Annotated in this window: 24 protein-coding genes; 3 read left to right on the top strand and 21 right to left on the bottom strand. The window is 40.0% G+C overall.

All coding sequences use genetic code 11. From position 1 onward, the window contains the following. Window positions 1-53: 53 nt before the first annotated feature. From EHE21_RS07135 to yceD, 20 genes are all read right to left on the bottom strand, one after another. The gene (locus EHE21_RS07135; RefSeq protein WP_194952246.1) at window positions 54-1361 is read right to left on the bottom strand and encodes an NAD(P)/FAD-dependent oxidoreductase; all 1308 of its coding nucleotides are present in this window, start codon (window positions 1359-1361) and stop codon (window positions 54-56) included. 446 nt (window positions 1362-1807) lie between these two features. After that, window positions 1808-2347, bottom strand: coding sequence for an alpha/beta hydrolase YcfP (gene ycfP, locus EHE21_RS07130; RefSeq protein ID WP_088493180.1), 540 nt, complete (start codon window positions 2345-2347; stop codon window positions 1808-1810). After that, window positions 2344-3363, bottom strand: coding sequence for a beta-N-acetylhexosaminidase (gene nagZ / locus EHE21_RS07125; protein ID WP_036937719.1), 1020 nt, complete (start codon window positions 3361-3363; stop codon window positions 2344-2346). Before nagZ ends, ycfP begins: the two co-directional genes overlap by 4 nt. Window positions 3364-3401: 38 nt before the next feature. Continuing rightward, the gene (locus tag EHE21_RS07120) at window positions 3402-4301 is read right to left on the bottom strand and encodes a phosphotransferase (protein WP_194952245.1); all 900 of its coding nucleotides are present in this window, start codon (window positions 4299-4301) and stop codon (window positions 3402-3404) included. Further along, window positions 4279-4869 (bottom strand): penicillin-binding protein activator LpoB, encoded by a 591-nt coding sequence (locus tag EHE21_RS07115; protein ID WP_194952244.1) that lies wholly within the window; start codon window positions 4867-4869, stop codon window positions 4279-4281. The genes EHE21_RS07120 and EHE21_RS07115 overlap by 23 nt, the downstream gene beginning before the upstream one ends. A gap of 17 nt (window positions 4870-4886) precedes the next feature. Further along, window positions 4887-5288, bottom strand: coding sequence for a YcfL family protein (locus tag EHE21_RS07110; RefSeq protein WP_194952243.1), 402 nt, complete (start codon window positions 5286-5288; stop codon window positions 4887-4889). 39 nt (window positions 5289-5327) lie between these two features. After that, window positions 5328-5678 (bottom strand): purine nucleoside phosphoramidase, encoded by a 351-nt coding sequence (hinT, locus tag EHE21_RS07105; RefSeq protein WP_036913377.1) that lies wholly within the window; start codon window positions 5676-5678, stop codon window positions 5328-5330. Between the two features lie 42 nt (window positions 5679-5720). Next, the gene (locus EHE21_RS07100; protein ID WP_194952242.1) at window positions 5721-6506 is read right to left on the bottom strand and encodes a metal-dependent hydrolase; all 786 of its coding nucleotides are present in this window, start codon (window positions 6504-6506) and stop codon (window positions 5721-5723) included. A 75-nt stretch (window positions 6507-6581) separates the two neighbouring features. Then, complete coding sequence (gene holB, locus EHE21_RS07095; protein WP_194952241.1) at window positions 6582-7565, bottom strand: DNA polymerase III subunit delta'; 984 nt, start codon at window positions 7563-7565, stop codon at window positions 6582-6584. Further along, window positions 7562-8209, bottom strand: a complete 648-nt coding sequence (gene tmk / locus EHE21_RS07090) for a dTMP kinase (protein ID WP_194952240.1) — start codon at window positions 8207-8209, stop codon at window positions 7562-7564. The genes holB and tmk overlap by 4 nt, the downstream gene beginning before the upstream one ends. 2 nt (window positions 8210-8211) lie before the next feature. Continuing rightward, complete coding sequence (gene mltG / locus EHE21_RS07085) at window positions 8212-9234, bottom strand: endolytic transglycosylase MltG (protein ID WP_194952239.1); 1023 nt, start codon at window positions 9232-9234, stop codon at window positions 8212-8214. A 17-nt stretch (window positions 9235-9251) separates the two neighbouring features. Next, the gene (gene pabC / locus EHE21_RS07080; RefSeq protein ID WP_194952238.1) at window positions 9252-10079 is read right to left on the bottom strand and encodes an aminodeoxychorismate lyase; all 828 of its coding nucleotides are present in this window, start codon (window positions 10077-10079) and stop codon (window positions 9252-9254) included. A gap of 133 nt (window positions 10080-10212) precedes the next feature. After that, a complete protein-coding gene (fabF, locus tag EHE21_RS07075; RefSeq protein WP_088493189.1) occupies window positions 10213-11454 on the bottom strand; it encodes a beta-ketoacyl-ACP synthase II in 1242 nt (413 codons plus the stop codon). A gap of 74 nt (window positions 11455-11528) precedes the next feature. Continuing rightward, window positions 11529-11765 carry an acyl carrier protein gene (gene acpP, locus EHE21_RS07070; protein ID WP_004247087.1) on the bottom strand — a complete coding sequence of 79 codons (237 nt, stop codon included), beginning with the start codon at window positions 11763-11765 and terminating at the stop codon, window positions 11529-11531. Between the two features lie 157 nt (window positions 11766-11922). Beyond that, window positions 11923-12657, bottom strand: coding sequence for a 3-oxoacyl-ACP reductase FabG (gene fabG, locus EHE21_RS07065; protein WP_088493190.1), 735 nt, complete (start codon window positions 12655-12657; stop codon window positions 11923-11925). 8 nt (window positions 12658-12665) lie between these two features. Beyond that, the gene (fabD, locus tag EHE21_RS07060) at window positions 12666-13598 is read right to left on the bottom strand and encodes an ACP S-malonyltransferase (protein ID WP_088493191.1); all 933 of its coding nucleotides are present in this window, start codon (window positions 13596-13598) and stop codon (window positions 12666-12668) included. A gap of 19 nt (window positions 13599-13617) precedes the next feature. Continuing rightward, on the bottom strand, window positions 13618-14571 hold the full coding sequence (locus tag EHE21_RS07055) for a beta-ketoacyl-ACP synthase III (RefSeq protein ID WP_088493192.1): 954 nt from the start codon (window positions 14569-14571) through the stop codon (window positions 13618-13620). A gap of 4 nt (window positions 14572-14575) precedes the next feature. Continuing rightward, window positions 14576-15613, bottom strand: coding sequence for a phosphate acyltransferase PlsX (gene plsX, locus EHE21_RS07050; protein WP_194952237.1), 1038 nt, complete (start codon window positions 15611-15613; stop codon window positions 14576-14578). A 24-nt stretch (window positions 15614-15637) separates the two neighbouring features. Next, window positions 15638-15808, bottom strand: coding sequence for a 50S ribosomal protein L32 (rpmF, locus tag EHE21_RS07045; RefSeq protein WP_006537252.1), 171 nt, complete (start codon window positions 15806-15808; stop codon window positions 15638-15640). Window positions 15809-15813: 5 nt separating this feature from the next. Beyond that, a complete protein-coding gene (gene yceD / locus EHE21_RS07040; protein ID WP_036937758.1) occupies window positions 15814-16347 on the bottom strand; it encodes a 23S rRNA accumulation protein YceD in 534 nt (177 codons plus the stop codon). 141 nt (window positions 16348-16488) lie between these two features. Between yceD and EHE21_RS07035 the strand changes: the two genes are divergently transcribed. Both EHE21_RS07035 and EHE21_RS07030 read left to right on the top strand, forming a co-directional pair. Then, on the top strand, window positions 16489-17088 hold the full coding sequence (locus EHE21_RS07035; protein WP_088493194.1) for a Maf family protein: 600 nt from the start codon (window positions 16489-16491) through the stop codon (window positions 17086-17088). Window positions 17089-17134: 46 nt separating this feature from the next. Then, window positions 17135-17536: a hypothetical protein gene (locus EHE21_RS07030; RefSeq protein ID WP_088493195.1), complete on the top strand. Its 402-nt coding sequence runs from the start codon at window positions 17135-17137 to the stop codon at window positions 17534-17536. Window positions 17537-17640: 104 nt separating this feature from the next. On the opposite strand, the gene rluC is transcribed toward EHE21_RS07030, so the two are convergent. Beyond that, window positions 17641-18594 (bottom strand): 23S rRNA pseudouridine(955/2504/2580) synthase RluC, encoded by a 954-nt coding sequence (gene rluC / locus EHE21_RS07025; RefSeq protein WP_088493196.1) that lies wholly within the window; start codon window positions 18592-18594, stop codon window positions 17641-17643. A gap of 531 nt (window positions 18595-19125) precedes the next feature. Between rluC and rne the strand changes: the two genes are divergently transcribed. Next, on the top strand, window positions 19126-22575 hold the full coding sequence (rne, locus tag EHE21_RS07020) for a ribonuclease E (protein WP_194952236.1): 3450 nt from the start codon (window positions 19126-19128) through the stop codon (window positions 22573-22575). The last annotated feature ends 53 nt before the right edge of the window (window positions 22576-22628 follow it).

Genomic DNA, 22628 nt, shown 5'->3' with positions numbered 1-22628 from the left:
ATATGAGGGTTTAAAAAGGCAACTTTTGTCTTATCTATAAAGCAAAAGATAAATTAATGAAGTTTCAGCTTAGGTCTAATCACTCTGTTGATTGATCCTACTAGCATCATAAGCCCTGTTTTGATGTAACCATGCAAAGCAATCTGATGCATTCGATATAAAGAGATATAAACAATCCGCGCAATGCGCCCTTCGATCATCATGTCACCCTTCATCAAATTCCCCATCAAACTACCTACGGTACTAAACTTAGAAAGTGAAACGAGTGAACCATGGTCGGTAAATACATAATCTTTTAGCAGTTTATCTTTTAACATTGCTAAAATATTGCTGTAACAACGACTTGCCATTTGATGAGCAGATTGTGCTCTTGGAGGAACAAAACCTCCTTCTTTTCTTGGGCAAGAAGAACAGTCACCAATAGCAAAGATAGACTCATCTAAGGTTGTTTGTAAGGTAGGTTTAACAACTAACTGATTAATACGGTTAGTTTCTAGACCGGCAATCTCTTTCATAAAATCAGGCGCTTTAATACCTGCCGCCCACACCATTAAGTCAGCATCAATATGCTCACCTTCTTTGGTATTTAATCCACCTTCATCTGCGCTTGTGACCATGGTTTTGGTCATCACTCGCACACCTAATTTTGTTAATTCTTGATGTGCAGCACTGGAAATACGCACTGGTAATGCAGGTAAAATACGTTCTCCTGCTTCAACCAACGTAATATTTAATGCTGAAGGCGCTAATTTTTTTAATCCATAACTATTAAGTTGGCGTACTGCATTATGCAATTCAGCTGAAAGCTCAACACCCGTAGCACCACCACCCACAATCGCAATATTTACCTTACGGTTTTCTTCTTGTGCATTGGTATCTGCTGAGTATTTTAAAAACAAATTCAACATTTCGTTATGGAAACGATGTGCTTGTTGCGGGCTATCCAAGAAAATACAGTTTTCTTTAATACCCGGAGTACCAAAATCGTTTGATTTACTGCCTAATGCCATCACTAAAATATCGTAGTCTAACGTGCGTTCAGGGACGAGTAGCTCTTGCTCTTCATTATAAATAGCAGCCAGTGTGATGTTTTTCTGTTCGCGATCAAGCCCCGTTAATGAGCCTAATTGGAAATTGAAATGATGGTTATAACCGTGGGCTAGGTAGCTTAAAGCATCAACACCATCATCTAAAGAGCCTGTTGCCACTTCATGCAAAAGGGGTTTCCATAAATGGCTGTTGTTGCGATCCACTAAGGTAATTTCTGCTTTTTTGCTGCGTCCTAATTTATTGCCTAATTTGGTCGCCAGTTCTAAACCACCCGCACCACCACCGACAATAACAATTTTTTTTAATGACATTTAACGTCACTCCATAAAGATATTTACTGTTGTTATTTAAATAGCCTTAGTGAAATCTACTTAAATAACGACAGTTAAATCGTTTCGGCTGTTATTTTTGTTCTTAAGCAAGTTAATTGGAAAGATGGTCATACCAAAGTTGATTTATATCAAAAATATTTGAATATTCATATCTATTTTTTGAAGAAAATAGTCGTTTTTTGCCTTTGAGTGATGAATAAATGACCACCAAAAACATAGAGGTATCCTTTTTTATCAATAAATACAATGAATTAAAACAATAAGAACAAAGAGGACTGTTAAAATCACTCGTGATAATTGAAATGATAAAAGTAAAGGATCAAAACAAGTGTTGAAAAGAGAGAGGTAGAAAGGAAAGTATGAGTATTTAAGACAAAAAAATGGATGGAACAAACGCCATCCATTTTAAACACATCACTTTAGTCTTAGTTTTTGCTATTAAACGCTTTAATTTTAAATAGATGCTCAGAGAGGCTCTTAAATTTATGCGTTTGCACTTCATCCCAAATTACAGAGTAATAAGGCGATAATTCATCAGCAGAACGCTGATTATCTAAAACCTCATCATTACGGGATAAAATCACTAAAGCGTTATCTTTGTTTTTAGAACGAAAATCTTTAATACATTTCGTTGCAATATCTAAATATTCTTCAGGTCTGTCGATTTTGTCTGTCATGTTTTCGTAAGGAAAAAGATTAGGATTAATCATTACCTGACGAATATTACATAAGAAACCAATACGCTCTGCCCAATATCCACCTAATCCTACGCCGCAAATTAATACGGGCTCTTTCGTGGATTTAATCACTTTATCCGTTTCTTTCAGTAAGTGTTGCATGTCATGACGAGGATGCAACGTACTGTAGCTTAAAAAACGGACATCAGGATCAATAAACTGTAGCTGTAAAACTTTCTCATGATTTCCAGGACTTGTGGAATCAAAACCATGTAAATATATAATCATGCTCGCTCCTGCCATTGCTCCTGTAATTGGGTCAGCAACTGATTCGCTTTTTTCCAACGATCAGAGGTTTGTAGCTCACTCAATGTGTAACGACCTCGGTGATGGTACAATGTGGAAATGCGTTCTGCTTTGACAGAGGACAGGTTATCTAACACACTCACTGCCCCTTTTCGGTTATTGCACACTAAAAGCATATCACAACCAGCATCTAGTGAACGTTGTGCCCTTTCCGCGTAGCTTCCCATAATGGCAGCACCTTCCATCGATAAATCATCAGAGAAGATAACGCCTTGGAACCCTAATTGTTCACGTAAAATGGATTTTAGCCAGTACGATGAGCCACTTGCAGGGCGCTCATCAACCTGAGAATAAATAACGTGAGCGGGCATAATGGCGTCTAATAACTGGCGTTGAATGAAATCTTTAAAAATAGACATATCACGTTGGCGAATATCATTTAAAGAGCGATCATCGCGAGGCGTTTCCTTATGAGAATCCGCTCTTACCGCACCATGACCAGGAAAATGTTTGCCTGTTGATTTCATGCCAGCAGAGCGCATACCTTTAATAAAACTCTCAGCCATTGTCATAGCAATTTCAGGTGAATCATGGAAAGAGCGCTCACCAATGGCAATACAGTTATGACCTAAGTCAAGTACAGGCGCAAAACTGATATCAATATCCATAGCTATCATTTCTGATGCCATTAACCATCCAGCTTCTTGTGCTAAATGGCTCGCTTGATAACTTTCATTTAATGCCGCATAAGATTGAGCTGCTGGTATGCGTGTAAAACCATCACGGAAACGCTGTACTCGTCCCCCTTCTTGGTCTACTGCTATCACAAGGCGCTCATGAGATGCATCACGAATTTGGCGAACTAATTCATTTAATTGTTCAGCATCGTGGAAGTTGCGGGTAAAAAGGATTAATCCACCGACAAGAGGATGCTTTAAAATTTCACGCTCTTCACTATCGAGTTCATATCCTTCAACATCAAGCATTACCGGACCCATAACATTCCTCTCTTTGTAATTGTGACAAGATAATGTCTTTAATTCGTCAGACTGAAATAGCGACGTAAAGGTTCAGACATTATTAAAAATGATCCATCTTTTGTTTGTTGCCAACGGACTTCATACCACATTAGCATCATATAAAAAATGAATGGTTCTCTTGAAAGAATACGCTCTCTCAACGCCTTCACAGAAGAAACATCCGTCTCTTTGGGTTGAGCATAATGGCAATGATACGAACAATAATAATCTAAAAACATATTTTGCTGCGATTCATTGAGTTGATTTGTTGCAAAGAACGTCATCAACGAATCCGCGGTATCAATATCAGCGGCATATTCCCAATCAATAAATTTTATACCGGAATCACTAAGAAGAATATTCTCAACATGCAAATCCATGTGAGCAGGCGCGTATTTTATGAGATTACATCGCGGTTGGCGTAAAAAATATTGTTGTAAGCGTAACCATTTAGCAGATAAACGTTTTCTATCAATACTCTGCCAATAAACTAATAGCTCATGATTTAAGTTGAGAGGGAAACCTAACGGCGTGTGTTGATGAAGTATGGCTATTTTTTCAGCCAGCGGTTTTAAATAAGTATTAAAAAGTGATTGGTGGGTTAGATGGTCGCCCTTTAACCAATAAAGAAAAAACCACTCTTTATAACGGGTGGCAACGTTAGGTGATAAGTTAGATCCTGAAAGCTGTTTTAAAATGGCATACTCTTTTCTTCCATGTACATAAAGCGCCCTTTTTTCATCACCATAATAGCGAGCAACCCAATCTATATCTGCACATTGCACGCGAAAAGCGCCACCACCTGATCCTTCTAATGCCGTAATTTTCCATTTGCTTAATGCCGTTGCAGGGAAAAGCGCTTGCAAGGCATTAAGCAAACTTGAGTAGTGCGGATCACTCAACCTTATGGCGTCCATTCCAAAGAATTTCACCAGAAGAAACTGACATTAACTGCATACTGATCACACGATTATCTTTTTTACCATCAACTGTTGAGAATAAAATATAATCAGCTTTCAAATAACGGGCTAAACCAATCGCTGCACTACGAAGGCCTAAGCTGTCTTCACCTGATAAACCAAGGGCTTTTCGTGCTGACATCATTTGTGTATAAGGCACGGTTTGCAATGCACTAATACTATTAACTGATTCAATAATGGTATTGGTTGCATTTACCGCTTGGATATTCCCGCCTGAATTATTTTTAACGTTATCAACAACGATAAGCTTACCCGTTTCTAAATCACCAGTAACCGCCATCTCTCTAATTAAAGGAGTGACAGCTGCATTCCAATTAATACTCGTGATTTTAGGTGGCGTTGGTACGATTTCAATTGGTGGCTCTATGGGTTTAGGCGGCTCTACTGGCTCGGTAGGCGTCACTGGCCCAATAGGTTCAACAGGTACTGGCGGTTGTTGTGGCAACATGGATGGACAACCTGCTAATAAAAACACAGACATCGCCACAAATAGAACTCTTTTCATGCTCGCGTTACCTTATCCTAAGTAAAGAGATAAACTCTGACATAACTAATGGTCTTATCTGGTATATCACCACTAATTTCGGTATCACCATCACCAAGAATAGTCACATCATTTACATTCCCAGCAGGGGAAACTTCAAGCCCTTGTTCGTTATACCAATAAAAACGATAGCGAATAGAGACAGGGTAAGATTGTGTATTTGATAACATGACTGTCGCTTTTGTGCCATTAGCATGGTGTTCGATGGTTGGCTGGCCCGCAACAACGCCCACAACTAATACTGAAGGCTCCATAATAATAGCCTGTTGACGATTGAAGTAGAGTTTATTATCCGAATGAGATGATAAACATCCAGAGAGCAATGTCGTCATAAACATAGCGATAAGTAATGAGTAAACTGTCTTACCTTGTCTTATCATGTATTACTTCCTGTTATCCTGCTGTTAGCATTACACCCATTACTGGCTTAATAATGGTCCTAGTGGTTTTCCACCAAGTAAATGCATATGAATATGGAAAACTTCTTGTCCACCATGTTTATTACAGTTCATCACCAAGCGATAACCGTCTTCAGCAATACCTTCTTGTTGTGCAATTTTTGCAGCAACAACAAAAAGGTGTCCTAATACTTGTTCATCTTCCGCAGTAACATCATTTACAGTAGGAATAAGTTTATTGGGAATAATTAAAATATGAGTGGGTGCTTGAGGTGAAATATCACGAAATGCGGTCACTGTATCATCTTGAAAAACGATATTAGCTGGGATTTCACCACGAATAATTTTACTGAAAATTGTTTCTTCTGCCATTTCCATCACCTTATTATTTATTTTAATTCCTGATTAATTCTATTAAGCAGGTAAGTTTTGAATATGAAAGAGCTTAGCAAAGTTACGCGTTGTTTGTTGCGCTAACTCTTCAACACTCACCCCTTTTAAGACTGCCATATACTCTGCAACATCACGGACATAAGCCGGTTGATTTTCTTTTCCGCGATGAGGAACTGGCGCTAAATAAGGAGAGTCTGTTTCGACTAAAATTCTATCAAGAGGAACGATACGAGCGGCCTCTCTGATTTGTTCAGCATTTCTAAATGTCACAATGCCGGAAAAAGAGATATACATTCCAAGATCAAGTAATGCTGTTGCAGTCTCTTTATCTTCTGTAAAGCAATGCAGAACACCGCCACAATCTTGAACTTTTTCTTCTTTTAAAATAGATAACGTATCTTCGCGAGCACTACGTGTATGCACAATAACGGGTTTATTAACTTGGCGTCCAATACGAATATGCTCACGGAAAATTTCACGTTGCAGTGCCGCATTTTCTTGTTGGTAATAGTAATCTAGCCCTGTTTCGCCTAAAGCCACAACATCAGGTGCGGCAGCTAAACGTGCTAATTCCTCAACATCATGGCCTTCATCTAAATTTAAAGGATGTATCCCACAAGAAAAGGCAATATTGTTACGTTTGCCGATTAGCTCACGCATACTCTTAAAACCCAGTAATGTGGTTGCTACTGCTAACATATATTGAACATCACGCTGCTGTGCTTTTTCGACAACATCATCAATATTTTCATGTAATTTTTCATAATCTAAGCAGTCGAGATGGCAGTGTGAATCAACTAAAAACATAACTTACTCTCATTTATTTGGTACAACTTATAGGTGTTTTTTATTACAGCTAAATCATAATTAATATATAGCTAATTAATTTTTTGTGACTAGCTGATTTTCCCAATCTAGCAGTTGTTCTACTAGTAATAATTCTCTATTTAATGCTGGAATGGTCATTAACTGATAACGACACTGTTTCCATCCATCAATAGTGGATAATAAAATATCCGAAGGCCATTGTGATAACGCCATAATCAATGCTTGCTGATCTTGGTTCACGCAATAGGCTTGTGCATTAGTTTGATATTTTAATGCATCAAGTAGCAGTGATAACAACCAATACAGGCGATGCTCGGCATTATCTTGATTTAATTGTGGCAGAAATGCATATAAATCACGTTGTTGTATGCTGGTGTATAACGCTTGGCAAAAAGTCTCTCTTTCTTTCCACTCATCTTTCAATAATGAAAGCGCCAAAATCGGAGCGTTCTGCGATAAATTCAATGCTGTCACACTATTCGCATAAGGTATGTTTGGTAATTGTTGCTGTAACCAGTGCGTTGCGTGTTGAAGATCTGGCGTTGCTAGATGGTAATAAAAACAACGGCTACGCAATGTCGCTAATAAAACTTCTGGTTGCTGACAATTCAGTAAAAAATAGGTGTTTTTAGGTGGCTCTTCTAACGTTTTGAGTAATGCATTTGCAGCGGCTTCTGTTAACGCTTCAACGTCTTTTATCCAAACTACTCTAAAACCACTTTGCTGAGCATGATGCTCCAGCTTTTCAGTGACTTTTCTTACTGCTTCAATACCAATCGAGGATTTACCCTTTTCACTCTGTAAAACATGCCAATCAGGGTGTGTTTCAGCAAGCATCAATCGGCAGCTATGGCATTCATTACAACTTTTTAATCCCTGTTTATTCTGGCACATTAACCAACGACTTAACCCATAAGAGAGTGCTTCTCCTCCCATGCCTTCTATCGCATGTAAAAGCAAGGCATGATGACCGCGCCCTTCTTGATACATGCTAATAAGTTGTCGATATGCCTGATTTAGCCAAGGATACCAATTCATAGTGATTTATTTTCCTGCTGAACTAGCCATGCTGTTAATGTTTGACGAATGTCTGCTTGTACTTTTTCAATCGCTTGAGAGGCATCTATCGTAATAATGGAATCATCATCTTTAGCCAATGCTTGATAACGTTCGCGAGTACGATAAAAGAAATCCATTGATTCTTTTTCAATCCGGTCTAGCTCGCCTCGAGCACGCGCTCTAGCAAGGCCAATAGCAGGATCTAAATCAAGATATAAGGTTAAGTCAGGGCGAAAATCACCAAGGACAGTATTACGAAGTGACAACATAAGATCTTTATCTAAGCCGCGTCCACCACCTTGATAGGCTTGAGAAGAGAGATCATGTCTATCACCAATAACCCATTTACCATCCGCAAGTGCAGGTTTTATTACGTTTTCTATAAGCTGAACACGCGCTGCGTATAGCATCAATAATTCTGCTTTATCCGTGACTTTTTCACCTTCAATACCTTGCTTGATAAGCTCACGTAATTTTTCAGCAAGCGGAGTACCGCCCGGTTCACGGGTAAATGCTAGGTTAGTGATACCTTTATCTTTTAGGGTATCAACAACTGTTTGGATCGCACTGGTTTTTCCAGCGCCTTCAAGTCCTTCAATTACAATAAATTTACTGTTGTTCATAATTATCTTTGTTGTAAGCGTCGGTATTGTGCGACGGCTTTATTATGTTCATTGAGTGTGGTTGAAAATTTATGACCACCCGTTCCATCCGCAACAAAATAGAGATAGCGTGTATCTGCTGGATGTGCAGCGGCTCTAATTGAAGCAACACTCGGCATTGCTATTGGTGTTGGTGGTAAGCCATCAATTTGATACGTGTTATAAGGTGTGTAACCATTTAAATCACTACGATAAATCGTGCCTCTATATTTATCACCTAAACCATAGATGACCGTTGGGTCAGTCTGTAATCGCATATTAGTTTTTAATCGATTAACAAAAACAGACGCAACTTTTGTTCTTTCAGCATCAATACCCGTCTCTTTTTCAATAATTGATGCCATGATAAGCATTTCATAAGCCGATTTATACGGTAAATCACTATCGCGTTTAATCCACTCTTCTTCTAATGTTTTTTCCATTTGCTGGTAGGCACGTTTTAAAATTGCGACATCTGTCGTACCCGCTGTGTAATGGTATGTATCTGGTGCAAACCAACCTTCTAGATTAGAAATCTCAGGTTTTATGCCTATTTCTTGACGTAACTTATCGCTATCCATTGTGTGTGCAACAGCAGCAAGTTGAGGCGCTTGCTCAAAAATAGCTTGCCAATCCTTTAAGCGACTTCCTTCAATAAAACGGATAGAGAATTGAGCTTCTTTACCACTTTTGATAAGTAGTAAAACATCCTGCAATGTCATCCCTTTTGTTAAACGATAAGTACCTGCTTTAAATTGGCTTAATTCTGGTTTAGCTTTTAATAAAACCTGAAAATAATCCCCTTCATTAAGCAAATTATTTTTTATTAATAGTTGCTCCATGGCAACACGCCCTGTTCCTGCTGGCACAGTCAGTAGCATTTCATCTTGTTTTACAACAATATTTTCTTCTAGACCTCGAATATGTTGCATCATATACAATGCAACTGCGCCAAGGCTAATCAGTAAGGCAAAAAAAACTATCCATACTATTTTTTTTATCTTCATTTATAACTCATTAAATTCTATTTAAGTGACAAACTGTGTTGTAAAACAACATGATAATAATCTCTACTAGGATATTGATAGCACTTATCATCTGAAAAAGTGATTTGTGAAACGGGGATCACTGGCATCAACGCATTTGTTAACCATATTTCATCAGCCTGATAAAGTGTTTCGGGCTTTTCTCTCACAATATCAATTTTCCAATGATTTTTTTGAGCTAATTGAAAAATGGATTGACGCATAATGCCATTTACCCCTGAATTAGTCAGATCTGGTGTAAAAAGCCTATTTCCTTTGCGCCAAAAAAGATTCGCTGCATTAGCTTCAACTAAATATCCTTCATTATCACACACTAAAACATCATCAAATTCTGTTTTTTCTAAATGATATTTTATAAGGACTTGTTCTAGACGATTGAGATGTTTAATACCTGCCAGCAAAGGGTTTTGCCCTAAGGTAACGGGGCTAATACCAAGCGATACACCTTCACTTTGCTGGTGGAGATAATGGGTAGGATAAGAGGATAGTGAGATTATTACCGTCGGTGTTATAAATCCATTGGGGGAATATCCTCGTCCACCATAACCACGACTAATAATAATCTTAATAACACTTTTTGTTTGAGCCAGAGAAGCGACATCAATGATCTGCTTTTTAAGTTCAGACCAATTAGGATGCGGTAAAAAAAGCGCGTTACAACCTTGTTTTAAGCGATTTATGTGTGCAGATAATAAAATGGGGTCACCCTGATCAACAGCAAGTGTTGTGAAACAGCCATCCCCAAACTGTACTGCTCGATCACTGGCATCTACATTTTGTTGCTGTTGTCCATTTACCCAATACATCTAACACACCTTACATCTATGTTATTGATATCAATCTGCACATGATAAAACAACTAGCAGTAAAAGGATAAAATAAAAGACCCAGAATAATCCTGGGCCTTTAGGTATTTTTCAACTTTCTACAAAAAACGGCTTATACGCGTTTAAAGAGAATTGAACCATTAGTACCACCAAAGCCGAATGAGTTACACAGAGCATATTCCATGTTCTCAACTTTACGTGCTTTATGTGGAACAAAATCAAGATGACAATTTTCGTCTTGATTATCTAGGTTAATTGTTGGAGGTACGATTTGATCACGCAGTGAAAGGATAGTAAAGATAGACTCAATTGCACCCGCAGCACCTAATAAGTGACCTGTCATAGATTTTGTTGAGCTAACTAATACATCAGTGCCTTTACCAAATACGTTTTCTACCGCTTGTGCTTCAGCAACGTCGCCTGCATTTGTTGATGTGCCGTGTGCGTTGATATAACCCACGTCTGATGAGGCAATACCTGCATCTTTCAGTGCATTTGTCATCGCCAGCGCACCGCCTTCGCCATTTTCTGCTGGTGAAGTCATGTGGTAAGCATCGCTGCTCATACCAAAACCAACCACTTCAGCATAAATTTTAGCGCCACGGTTTTTAGCGTGTTCGTACTCTTCAAGAACAAGAACACCCGCACCATCACCCAATACAAAACCATCACGCTCTTTATCCCAAGGACGGCTAGCCGCTTGAGGATTATCGTTACGTGTTGATAATGCACGAACAGCACCAAAGCCACCCAGACCTAATGGTGTGGTTGCTTTTTCGGCACCGCCTGCCAGCATTGCATCTGCATCACCATAAGCGATAATACGTGCAGCATGTCCAATATTATGAACACCTGAAGTACACGCTGTTGCGATAGAGATTGTAGGGCCACGAAGACCATACATAATGCTTAAATGCCCTGCAACCATGTTAATGATGGTTGAAGGTACAAAGAATGGGCTAATTTTACGAGGGCCACCATTCATCATAGATGTATGGTTTTCTTCGATAAGGCCTAAGCCACCAATACCAGAACCAATAGCAGCTCCGATACGACTTGCATTGGCTTCTGTTACTTCAAGACCTGAATCCGCAATGGCCTGCACACCTGCTGCAATACCATATTGAATGAAAAGATCCATCTTACGCGCGTCTTTACGCGAAAGATTATAATCTTCGTGATTGAAATCTTTTACCAATCCAGCGAATTTAGTCGCATGATGACTGGTGTCAAAATCTTCGATAAGGCCGATACCACTCTGTCCGGCACACACCGCTTCCCAAGAAGCTTCTGCGTTATTACCGACAGGAGATAACATGCCTAGTCCGGTCACAACTACACGACGCTTAGACACGCTTATCCTCCAAGGAGGGAAAAAGTTTAGGATTAAAAATATAGGCGGTCGAGTGACCGCCTAGATTAGCAAGCTTATTTGCCTGCGTTTTCAACGTAATCAATAGCAGCTTGAACTGTAGTAATTTTTTCTGCTTCTTCGTCTGGGATTTCGATATCGAATTCTTCTTCCAGAGCCATTACCAGCTCAACTGTGTCAAGAGAATCAGCGCCTAAGTCATCAACAAATGAAGCTGAATTTACAACTTCTTCCTCTTTAACACCCAGTTGTTCAACAATGATTTTCTTAACGCGTTCGTCGATAGTGCTCATACTATTAAATTTCCTATCAAAACTCGCTTGCGCGATGATTTTCTTAGTTTATAAATACAGGAAAAGATCTAACCAATCCCGACTGTGTGGACTACTTTATTCGCTATATTTTGCATTATATTGTACGCAAAAAGCAAATATAAAGACGTCCCCATAATTAGATCATGTACATGCCACCATTGACATGCAATGTTTCACCCGTGATATAGCTTGCTTCATCAGAAGCTAAGAAAGCTACAGCACTGGCAATCTCTTTGGCATCACCTAAACGGTTAGCAGGAACTTGAGATAAAATACCTGCTCTTTGGTCATCTGTTAATGCTCTAGTCATATCAGTTTCGATAAAGCCAGGAGCAACAACATTCACCGTAATGCCACGGGAAGCAACTTCGCGTGCTAATGATTTACTAAAACCAATCACACCCGCTTTTGCCGCCGCGTAGTTTGCCTGTCCTGCGTTACCCATGGTTCCAACAACAGAACCAATGGTAATTATACGACCATGACGTTTTTTCATCATAGCACGCATAACTGCTTTAGACAGACGGAAGACTGATGAAAGATTAGTGTCAATGATATCTTGCCACTCATCATCTTTCATGCGCATCAACAGGTTATCACGAGTAATACCTGCATTATTGACCAAAATATCAATTTCGCCAAATTCAGCACGCACATCTGCTAAAAATTTTTCGATAGAGTCGTTTTCTGTGACGTTTAACACAAAACCCTTACCCTTACCGTCTAAATATTCGCTGATAGCTTGCGCACCGTTTTCACTCGTTGCTGTACCAATTACTGTCGCACCGCGTGCAACTAAATCTTCTGCAATCGCACGGCCAATACCACGGCTTGCACCAGTAACTAGCGCTATTTTTCCGTCAAATCCCATGAGATCCCTCAGTCATTTCCTAATGCAACATCTAATGACGCAATATCATTAACTGCTGCAGCGTTCATTTCTTTAGAAATACGTTTTGTTAAGCCAGTTAATACTTTTCCTGGCCCGATTTCTAATAGTTGTGTGATGCCTTTTTCAGCAATAAGTTCAACCGTTTCAGTCCAGCGAACTGGATTATAAAGCTGGCGAACTAACGCATCACGGATTGCATTTGCATCAGTTTGCGCTATCACATCAACGTTATTAACGACCTGAATTTCAGGTTGTTTAAATTCAATTTCTTGTAATGCAACCGCAAGCTTATCAGCAGCCGGTTTCATTAAAGCACAGTGAGAAGGCACACTTACCGCTAATGGTAAAGCACGTTTAGCACCTGCTTCTTTACATAACACACCAGCACGTTCTACGGCTTCTTTGTTACCCGCAATAACAACTTGACCCGGTGAGTTAAAGTTCACAGGCGAGACAACTTGTCCTTGTGCTGCTTCTTCACAGGCTTTTGCAATAGCATCATTATCTAAACCGATAATCGCATACATTGCACCAGTACCCGCAGGTACGGCTTCTTGCATCAGTTTACCGCGTAATTCTACTAGTTTAATTGCAGCAGCGAAATCAATAACACCTGCACACACTAAAGCAGAATACTCGCCAAGACTGTGACCTGCCATCATTTGTGGCATTTTGCCTTGTTTTTCTTGCCATACACGCCAGATAGCAACAGAAGCTGCTAATAATGCTGGCTGTGTTTTCCAGGTTTTGTTTAGCTCTTCTTCTGGGCCATTTTGAACTAAGTCCCAAAGAGAATAACCCAATACATCAGATGCTTGAGCAAATGTTTCAGTCACGATTGGATATTGCTCTGCAAGTTCTGCAAGCATTCCAACAGCTTGTGATCCCTGTCCGGGAAAAACCATTGCAAAATCAGTCATGTTTATTTTCCTGATAATATTAAAAACGGATAAGTGCAGAACCCCAAGTAAAACCGCCACCAAACGCTTCGAGTAAGATTAACTGACCACGTTGAATGCGATTATCTCTTACAGCCTCATCTAATGCTGTTGGGACTGATGCTGCTGACGTATTGCCATGGCGATCTAATGTCACCACTACTTTATCCATTGTCATATCCAGCTTTTTCGCTGTCGCTGAAATAATTCTTAAATTTGCCTGATGAGGCACAAGCCAGTCCAGTTCAGATTTATCAATTTTGTTAGCTTCAAGTGTCTCATCCACAATGTGGGCAAGTTCACGAACTGCGACTTTAAATACTTCATTTCCTGCCATAGTAACGTAAGCAGGTAAATCGTCATTTTCTCTACTCTGATAAGGTAATGCTAATAGATCACCAAAACGTCCATCAGAATGTAAATGGGTAGAGATAATGCCTTCTTCTTCTGATGCACCAACAACCACAGCACCTGCTGCATCACCAAATAGAATAATCGTGCCACGATCTTCAGGATCTAAAGCGTGAGATAATCTGTCAGCACCAATAACCAGTGCTTTTTTAACAGAACCTGCTTTAATAAATTGATCCGCAATACTTAATGCATAAACAAAACCTGAACATGCAGCCGCAACATCAAAAGCAATACAGTCATTAATACCTAATGCATTTTGAATTTGGCAAGCCGCACTTGGGAATGCGTGTGAGCCAGATGTAGTTGCAACAATAATCAATCCAATGTCTTGCTTATCAATACCTGACATTTCTAATGCTTTTTCGCCAGCACCCGCACCCATCACGGCAACAGTTTCTTCTTCCGCTGCAATTCGACGTTCATGAATACCCGTTCTGGTAACAATCCACTCGTCAGATGTTTCAACCATTTTTTCTAAATCGGCATTAGTTCGCACTTGTACAGGCAAGTAACTACCAGTACCTAAGATTTTTGTATACATTCTATCAATCGCTCTTGGGTAATACTGTTGTCAGTCGTGAAGCAATTCGCTCTGGAATTTTTCGCTCAACGGCATGAACAGCCTGTTCTATTGCTGCTGTAAACGCGCTTTCATTTGCGCCACCATGGCTTTTAATGACGATACCGCGTAATCCTAACAGAGAAGCACCGTTATACTGGTCGGGGTTCATATGTCCAAAACGCTTAATTAGCCGTTTTTGTAACCACTTCTTCAATATTTTCATCCACCACGACGTTTTTTTGTTTTCGGTAGTAGAAGATTTAATCAATGAAAGGAAAACTCTGATAACCCCTTCCATCGTTTTAAGGGAGACATTACCTGCGAAGCCGTCACACACCAAAACATCAGTTTTGCCTGTCAGTAATTCATTACCTTCAACATAACCAATATAATTAATATTCGGTGTCGATTTTAATACCGTAGCAGCTTCGCGGATATTATCTAATCCTTTACTCTCTTCTTCACCAATATTTAAAAGCGCCACTTTCGGTGAATCAATCCCTGCTATCTCTTCGGCCATAACTGCGCCCATTACCGCAAACTGTACCAGCATTTTGCTATCACAATTAACGTTAGCGCCTAAATCCAGAACAACCGTCTTACCTTTTTTCTGATTAGGTAATACTGAAACCAGTGCAGGACGTTCAATTCCATCAATAGCATTAAGTCGAAGTTTTGCTAATCCCATCAATACGCCAGTATTCCCTGCACTTACACAAGCCTGTGCTTCCCCTGTTTTCACGAGATCAAGTGCCACTCGCATTGATGTGCCTTTACTTGCTCTAATAGCTTGTGAAGGTTTGGCATCATTGGCGACAATATGTTCTGCGGGTATAACTTGTAAACGGGAGATTAGCTCAGCATTTTGATTTGCAAGCAGAGGAGAGATAGAGTCTGGTTGACCTACCAGCAATATTTTTAAATGAGGATTAGATGCCAGCGCCCGCAAACAAGCAGGCACTGTGATGCGAGGACCGAAGTCCCCGCCCATCGCATCTAACGCTATGGTTAGATTTGTCAAGGTATCAACGAGCTATAAAGCTAATTACTTGTTGATAACCTTGCGGCCACGGTAGTAACCGTCAGCAGTTACATGGTGACGCAGGTGAGTTTCACCAGAAGTTTTGTCAACAGAAACCTGAGTTACTGTCAGCGCGTCATGAGAGCGACGCATACCACGTTTAGAACGAGTTGGTTTGTTTTGTTGTACGGCCATTGACCTTACTCCTTAGTACTTTTCTTTAAACTGGCTAATACGGCAAATGGATTTGGTTTCTCTGATAATTCTTCAGGGAGTTCACCAAACACCATATCCGCGTCGGACACTTCACAGTGTTCAAAATCATGTACCGGAACTACCGGCAAGTTGAGGATTATTTCATCTTCAATCATCGCCAGCAAATCTATTTCACCAAATTCGTTTACATCGACTGGTTCATATTCTTCCGGTAATGCCTCGGCCCGTTCATCACTGACAACAGGGCTAAAACAATATGTTGCGTGAACATGATACGGAAAATGGCCACCACAACGCTGACATTCTAAAGTCACATCCACATCGGAATGTCCTTTAATCACGGCAAGACGTTGATGGTCAATATCAAATGATAAAGCCACATCAATATTACTGTCCACACTGACCACCGATTCAGCTAAGCGGCTTACTTGCTCTGGAGAATAATGACCGTCATAGTCTAAATTCTTTTGAGCTGCTCGCAGCGCATCAATGGTCAGGGGTAATTTTACCTTTTGCATAAGGCGCGCATATTATCTTTGTAATGGAATATAGTCAAAGAAAAAGGCGGGTTATCTACACCTTTCCACCAAAATTCGCTTTATCAGCGGCGCATAGTTTAGAATGTCAGGCATCATTTTGCTACGGATTTTAAAAAAAATATGTTGCCACTCGTTCTTGCGTCTACTTCACCCTTTCGAGCTCAGTTGCTGAAAAAGCTTGGAATGCCCTTTATACAGGCATCTCCAGAGATTGACGAAACCCCGATGCCCACAGAGTGTGCTCAAGATCTTGTCAGTCGCTTATCCTATGAAAAAGCCAGCGCTTTACAAGTAAAATTTCCACATCATCTTATAATTGGTTCTGATCAAGTTTGTGTGCTTAATAAAAAGATCACAGGGAAACCCCATAATTTTGATAATGCCTTCGCACAATTAAAACAAGCTTCAGGGCAATGTATCTCGTTCTACACCGGATTAACTGTATATAATAGCCTAACTTTAGAACATCAAACGCATTGTGAATTATTTCAAGTTTACTTTCGTCATTTAACTGATGAAGAAATTATCAGTTATTTAAATAAAGAAATGCCTTTCAATTGCGCAGGAAGTTTTAAATCTGAGGGACTAGGTATTACTCTATTTGATAAACTTGTTGGTGATGATCCAAATTCTTTAATTGGTTTACCACTTATCCGATTGAATAAAATGTTACTCTCGCAAAGAATAAACCCATTATTTTTCTCTGATGATCAAAAATAAATCTGATCATCTTATTTTTTAATCTTATGTAGCGATAAAGCGTATTATGAATAAATTAGCATCAGTCTTAACAGCTTTAGTGGTGGCAACAGCATTAGTGGGTTGTTCTGATGAAAAAGATACTGAAATTTCAACAACGAAAACAACTACCACCGCAAATACTATCCAAGACAGTGTAATTTCAGACAAAAAAGAGGACAATACATCCTTATTTAAAAAGAACTTTGTCAGTAGTTGCATATTAGGCTCTGGTATTACTGATGATGCGCTAATTCCTCAAATTGCCGAAGTGTGTGAATGCACTTACGACAACATTATTAAAAATTACGGAATAACAGAATTTATCCGTGTAGATATGGAAATGCGCAAAAACGGTTCAAAATCACTGCCTAAAGAGTGGGATATTGATAAAATTGTTGAGCAATGCATGACAAAAGTGGAAGGTTAGTCCTATTTTCTATTCACTTTCTTTGTGATTTAAGAAAAACAATACGCCCAGCTAACTGGGCGCATTGGATATTCGGATTTTCTGTTGAAATGAAAATTTCAGACTTAAGATTTTTGACTACGTAATACTTGTAAACAATGGCGTAACTGATTATCCATTGGTGCTTCAATTCGCATTTGTTCACCCGTTGAAGGATGAGTAAATGTCAAAGAACTTGCATGTAAAAATAGACGCTTAAGTTTTGTTCCTACCAATTGAGCATCAAAGTCACGATCACCATAGCGATCATCAAATGCAATAGGATGACCTGCATGTAATGTATGCACACGAATTTGGTGTGTTCTTCCTGTCACAGGGCTTGCTTTCACAAGTGTGGCAAATTCAAAACGCTCTTCAACCTTAAAACGAGTCTCTGAAGGTTTTCCCTCATTACTCACTTTAACCACACGTTCACCACTTTGAAGAATATTTTTCAATAACGGAGCCTGAACAACTTTAGTATGAGATTGCCACTGACCACGCACTAAGGCTAAATAATCTTTTTGCATCTGTTTTAAGCGCAATTGCTCATGCAACGCACGCAACGCTGAACGTTTCTTTGCAATTAATAAAACACCCGATGTATCTCTATCAAGACGATGTACAAGCTCTAAAAAACGTGCTTCTGGACGCAAAGCGCGTAAACCTTCAATTACACCAAAGCTTAACCCACTTCCCCCATGCACTGCGGTTCCTGAGGGTTTATTGATGAGCATTAAGTGGTCATCTTCATATAAAATACAATCTGCCAATGCCGAGACTTTATCAAGTTTTGGTGATACAGCGATCTCTTCTTTTTCCGATACCCGCACAGGAGGAATACGAATGCTGTCGCCCGCATTGATTTTGTATTCAGGTTTAATTCGCCCTTTGTTAACTCGAACTTCTCCTTTTCGGATAATTCGGTAAATCATACTTTTTGGTACACCTTTCAAGCGTGCCAGTAAAAAATTATCGATACGCTGGCCTGCTTCATCGCCATCAATGGTGACGAACTGAACTTGATTAAATGATTTCATAGTGGCGATTCTTTGGCTCTCTTAAAATAAAAATTACAAACAACTTTATGGTGCACAAAATAACATCAATTCTGTCGTCTATTTTAACCTGAATAATGGGAAAAAGACGAAACATTAGCTAATCTCTCATATTTATACAGAAAAAGTCACCAAAGCAGAAAAGTCATCTTGCTATAACCCTAACACCAATGGAATAATGCAGACTCTCCTGATTATGTTTATCAGGTATATTTATGAAAATTTTGTTTGTTTGATTTTCAAAATGCAGCAATGGCGTAAGACATAGTCGAAAATCAAACAATTTAGTATGCCACAAATACATCGCTTATTGAGTTGAAACATTGTGTTCAATTAAAGAGTGCTGAATTTTTGAACTAAAAATCAGACTCACCGACATATTGCACCTCTATACAATCGACAACCGTGAGGTTGACGCATTTGTAAAAGACACGAGGTCATCGGTTATCAATAGTGTAATTACGTATGTTAGTGGCACATTATAAAACGTGAAAATAACGAGTAAGTCACAATATGAAAAGAATGTTAATTAACGCAACTCAGCAGGAAGAGTTGCGTGTTGCCCTTGTCGATGGGCAACGTTTGTACGATCTGGATATCGAAAGCCCCGGTCATGAACAGAAAAAAGCGAATATCTATAAAGGTAAAATCACTCGAATTGAACCCAGCTTAGAAGCCGCTTTTGTTGATTATGGTGCGGAACGCCACGGTTTCCTTCCTATTAAAGAAATAGCCCGCGAATACTTTCCTAGTAATTATCACTCCCATGGTCGTCCTAACATCAAAGATGTCTTAAAAGAAGGCCAGGAAGTTATTGTTCAAGTTGATAAAGAAGAGCGTGGTAATAAAGGTGCAGCGTTAACCACTTTTATCAGCCTTGCCGGAAGTTATTTGGTATTAATGCCAAATAATCCTCGTGCAGGTGGTATTTCTCGCCGTATTGAAGGTGAAGATCGTACTGAACTTAAAGAAGCTTTATCAAGCCTAGAAATCCCAGATGGCATGGGTCTGATTGTACGTACAGCCGGTGTTGGTAAATCTGCTGAAGCACTGCAACAAGACTTAAGTTATCGTCTAAGACACTGGGATGCTATTAAGAAAGCGGCAGAGAATCGCCCTGCACCCTTCTTAATCCATCAGGAAAGTAACGTAATCGTTCGCGCATTCCGCGACTACTTACGTCCTGATATTGGTGAAATCTTAATTGATAATGCAAAAGTCGTTGAAATGGCACGTAGCCATATTGAAGCGATTGGCCGTGGTGATTTTGCTAGCAAAATTCGCCATTACACTGGCGCCGTTCCTCTATTTAGCCATTACCAGATTGAATCACAGATTGAATCTGCGTTTCAGCGTGAAGTTCGCCTTCCTTCTGGTGGCGCTTTAGTTATTGATACAACTGAAGCATTAACAGCGATTGATATCAACTCCTCACGCTCAACCCGCGGTGGTGATATCGAAGAAACTGCATTTAATACTAACTTAGAAGCGGCTGACGAAATTGCACGCCAATTACGTTTACGTGACTTGGGTGGTTTAATTGTTATCGACTTTATCGACATGACGCCTGTGCGCCATCAACGTGAAGTTGAAAACAGAATGCGTGAAGCTGTTCGCCAAGATCGTGCTCGCATTCAAATTGGACGTATCTCTCGTTTTGGTTTATTAGAGATGTCTCGCCAACGTTTAAGCCCTTCATTAGGTGAATCTAGCCATCACGTTTGCCCGCGTTGCTTAGGCACCGGTACTATTCGTGACAATGAATCACTGTCACTTTCTGTGTTACGTCTTATCGAAGAAGAAGCACTTAAAGAGAATACTCATGAAGTGCATGCGATTGTCCCTGTTCAAATCGCCTCTTATTTGCTTAACGAAAAACGTAAAGCAGTGACTGACATCGAGTTACGTCAATCTAATGTCAAAGTGGTTATTGTTCCTAATGACCAAATGCAAACCCCTCATTTCTCTGTTATTCGTGTACGTAAAGGCGAAGAGATCACCTCTCTGAGCTACAACTTAGCGCAATTCCATGAAAGCCAGTTAAATGAAGCTGAAGACGATGTTGTTACAGAGCGTAAAGCGCCTGAACAACCTGCTATTTCAGCCTTTGGGTTACAAGAAGAACCTGTTGCTGAAACAGTAAAAAACAAAAAGGCACCTCAACCTCAAGCTAAACCTGCTACAACAGAACAAGCTCAAGGTGCTGGTTTCTTTGCTTCTATTGCAAAATTCTTCTCTAACTTATTTGGTAGTGAACCAGAGCCTGCGGTAACACAAGAAAAACCACAGGAAAACAAGAAAGAGAATAACGACAACCGTCGTGATCGTCGCAATAACAATAATCGACGTAACAATAATAATCGCCGTGACCGTGATAACGATCGTAATCGTGACAACGCAAATAGCGAAGACAATCGCAAGAATCGCAATCAAAAACCACAAACGACTCCAACAACTGAAGTTAGTAGTGAACAAGAGATTGCAGAACGCGAAGCCCGTCGCCAACAGCGTCGTGAACAACGTGCTGAACAACGTCGTCGTCAAGAAGAAAAACGTCAACAGCAACAAGAAGCAGCTAAAGCTCAAGCGGCTCTTTCTGAAAATGATGCAGTTGCAAAAGATAGTGCTGATGAGAAGAAAGAAGAACCTCGTCGCCCTGCTATGCAACGCCGTAATCGTCGTCAATTAACACAATCTGTACGTGTTACAGACAACGATAATGCATTAGCCGTTGTACCTGTTACGACCGAAAAAGCGGTTTCTGAACCACCTGTTGCAACTACGCAAACTAAAGTTGCCCCAACTGAAAAACCAGCACCTAAAGCAGTCGCTGTTGCGAAAGTTGAAGCAAATGAAGCTCAAGTTGTAAAAGCATTACCTGATGCAACTAAATCACAAGATGACAATAAAAACGAAGATAATAACGGGCAAGATAATGTTATGCCACGTCGTTCTCGCCGTTCACCTCGTCATTTACGTGTAAGTGGTCAACGTCGCCGTCGTTATCGTGATGAGCGCACCTTAACAGTATCACCAATGCCTCTGGCAATGGCGGTTGCTTCTCCTGAACTGGCTTCAGGTAAAGTCTTTATTCGCTACCCAATCACACCAGTAAGTGATGCACCGTTTATTGAGAATAATGCCGAAAACAACAGTGATGTTTCTGTTGGAAACCACATTATTACTCATAAAGATCCGCAAATGGTAGCTATTGCACCAGCGGTTTCAGAAGCTATTGTTGCTGATATTGCACAGACAGAAACCACTGAATCAACTTATTCTGTCACAGTTAGCACTGAATCAACCACAGAAGCTGTCGCTGAAATTGTTGCAGTAGAGCCACAAACTGTGCCTGTTGAAGCTGACGTTATCAGTGATGTAATCAATGAAGTGAATACAGAAGAGCATGTTACTCGTAAAGAGAATATTTCAGCGGTATTGAATACCACTGAAGCTTACATGCATGAAACTTCACAACAAACTGAAACAAATATCGCGCCAGAAGAAGTTGCACAAGATACGGTTGTAGCAGTAGAAAGTGAAACGTCAACACTTGAACCTCAACCTGTTGAAACAGTAGTTGCAACTGAAGAAACTGTTGAACAACACAAAGAAGTTGTTGTTGAAACTGTTGCAGCCCCTGTCGTTGAAGCTGTCGTTGAAGCTATCGTTGAAAATCAGCCAGCAGAAAACGCAGCCCCTGTTGTGGAAGTTGAAGCAGTAACAGAGAGCAAACCAACTGAAGTCGTTATTCGTCAAGAGCCTGTTGTAGTTGCACGCCAACTACATGCAAGTTCACCAATGACAAAAGCGCCAGCCGCTGATGAAACGCCTGAGGCAATTGAAATCAAAGCATGGGAAGCACGCCCTGCTTTTGATAAGAAAGGCCGCTCAGGTGCCGGTGGACATTGTTCTACTAACCACGCTTCTTCAGAAATGACGAAAGCTGAAAGCCAAAGCTGATAATCAGGTGTTATTAAGAATATCTTGATAATACTTCTAAATTGAGAACCCAC

This window comes from Proteus sp. GOKU (genome assembly GCF_015475555.1).
Lineage (GTDB): Bacteria > Pseudomonadota > Gammaproteobacteria > Enterobacterales > Enterobacteriaceae > Proteus > Proteus mirabilis_B.
Note: the sequence above shows the minus strand (reverse complement) of the source record. Positions and strands in the feature narration are given on the sequence as shown.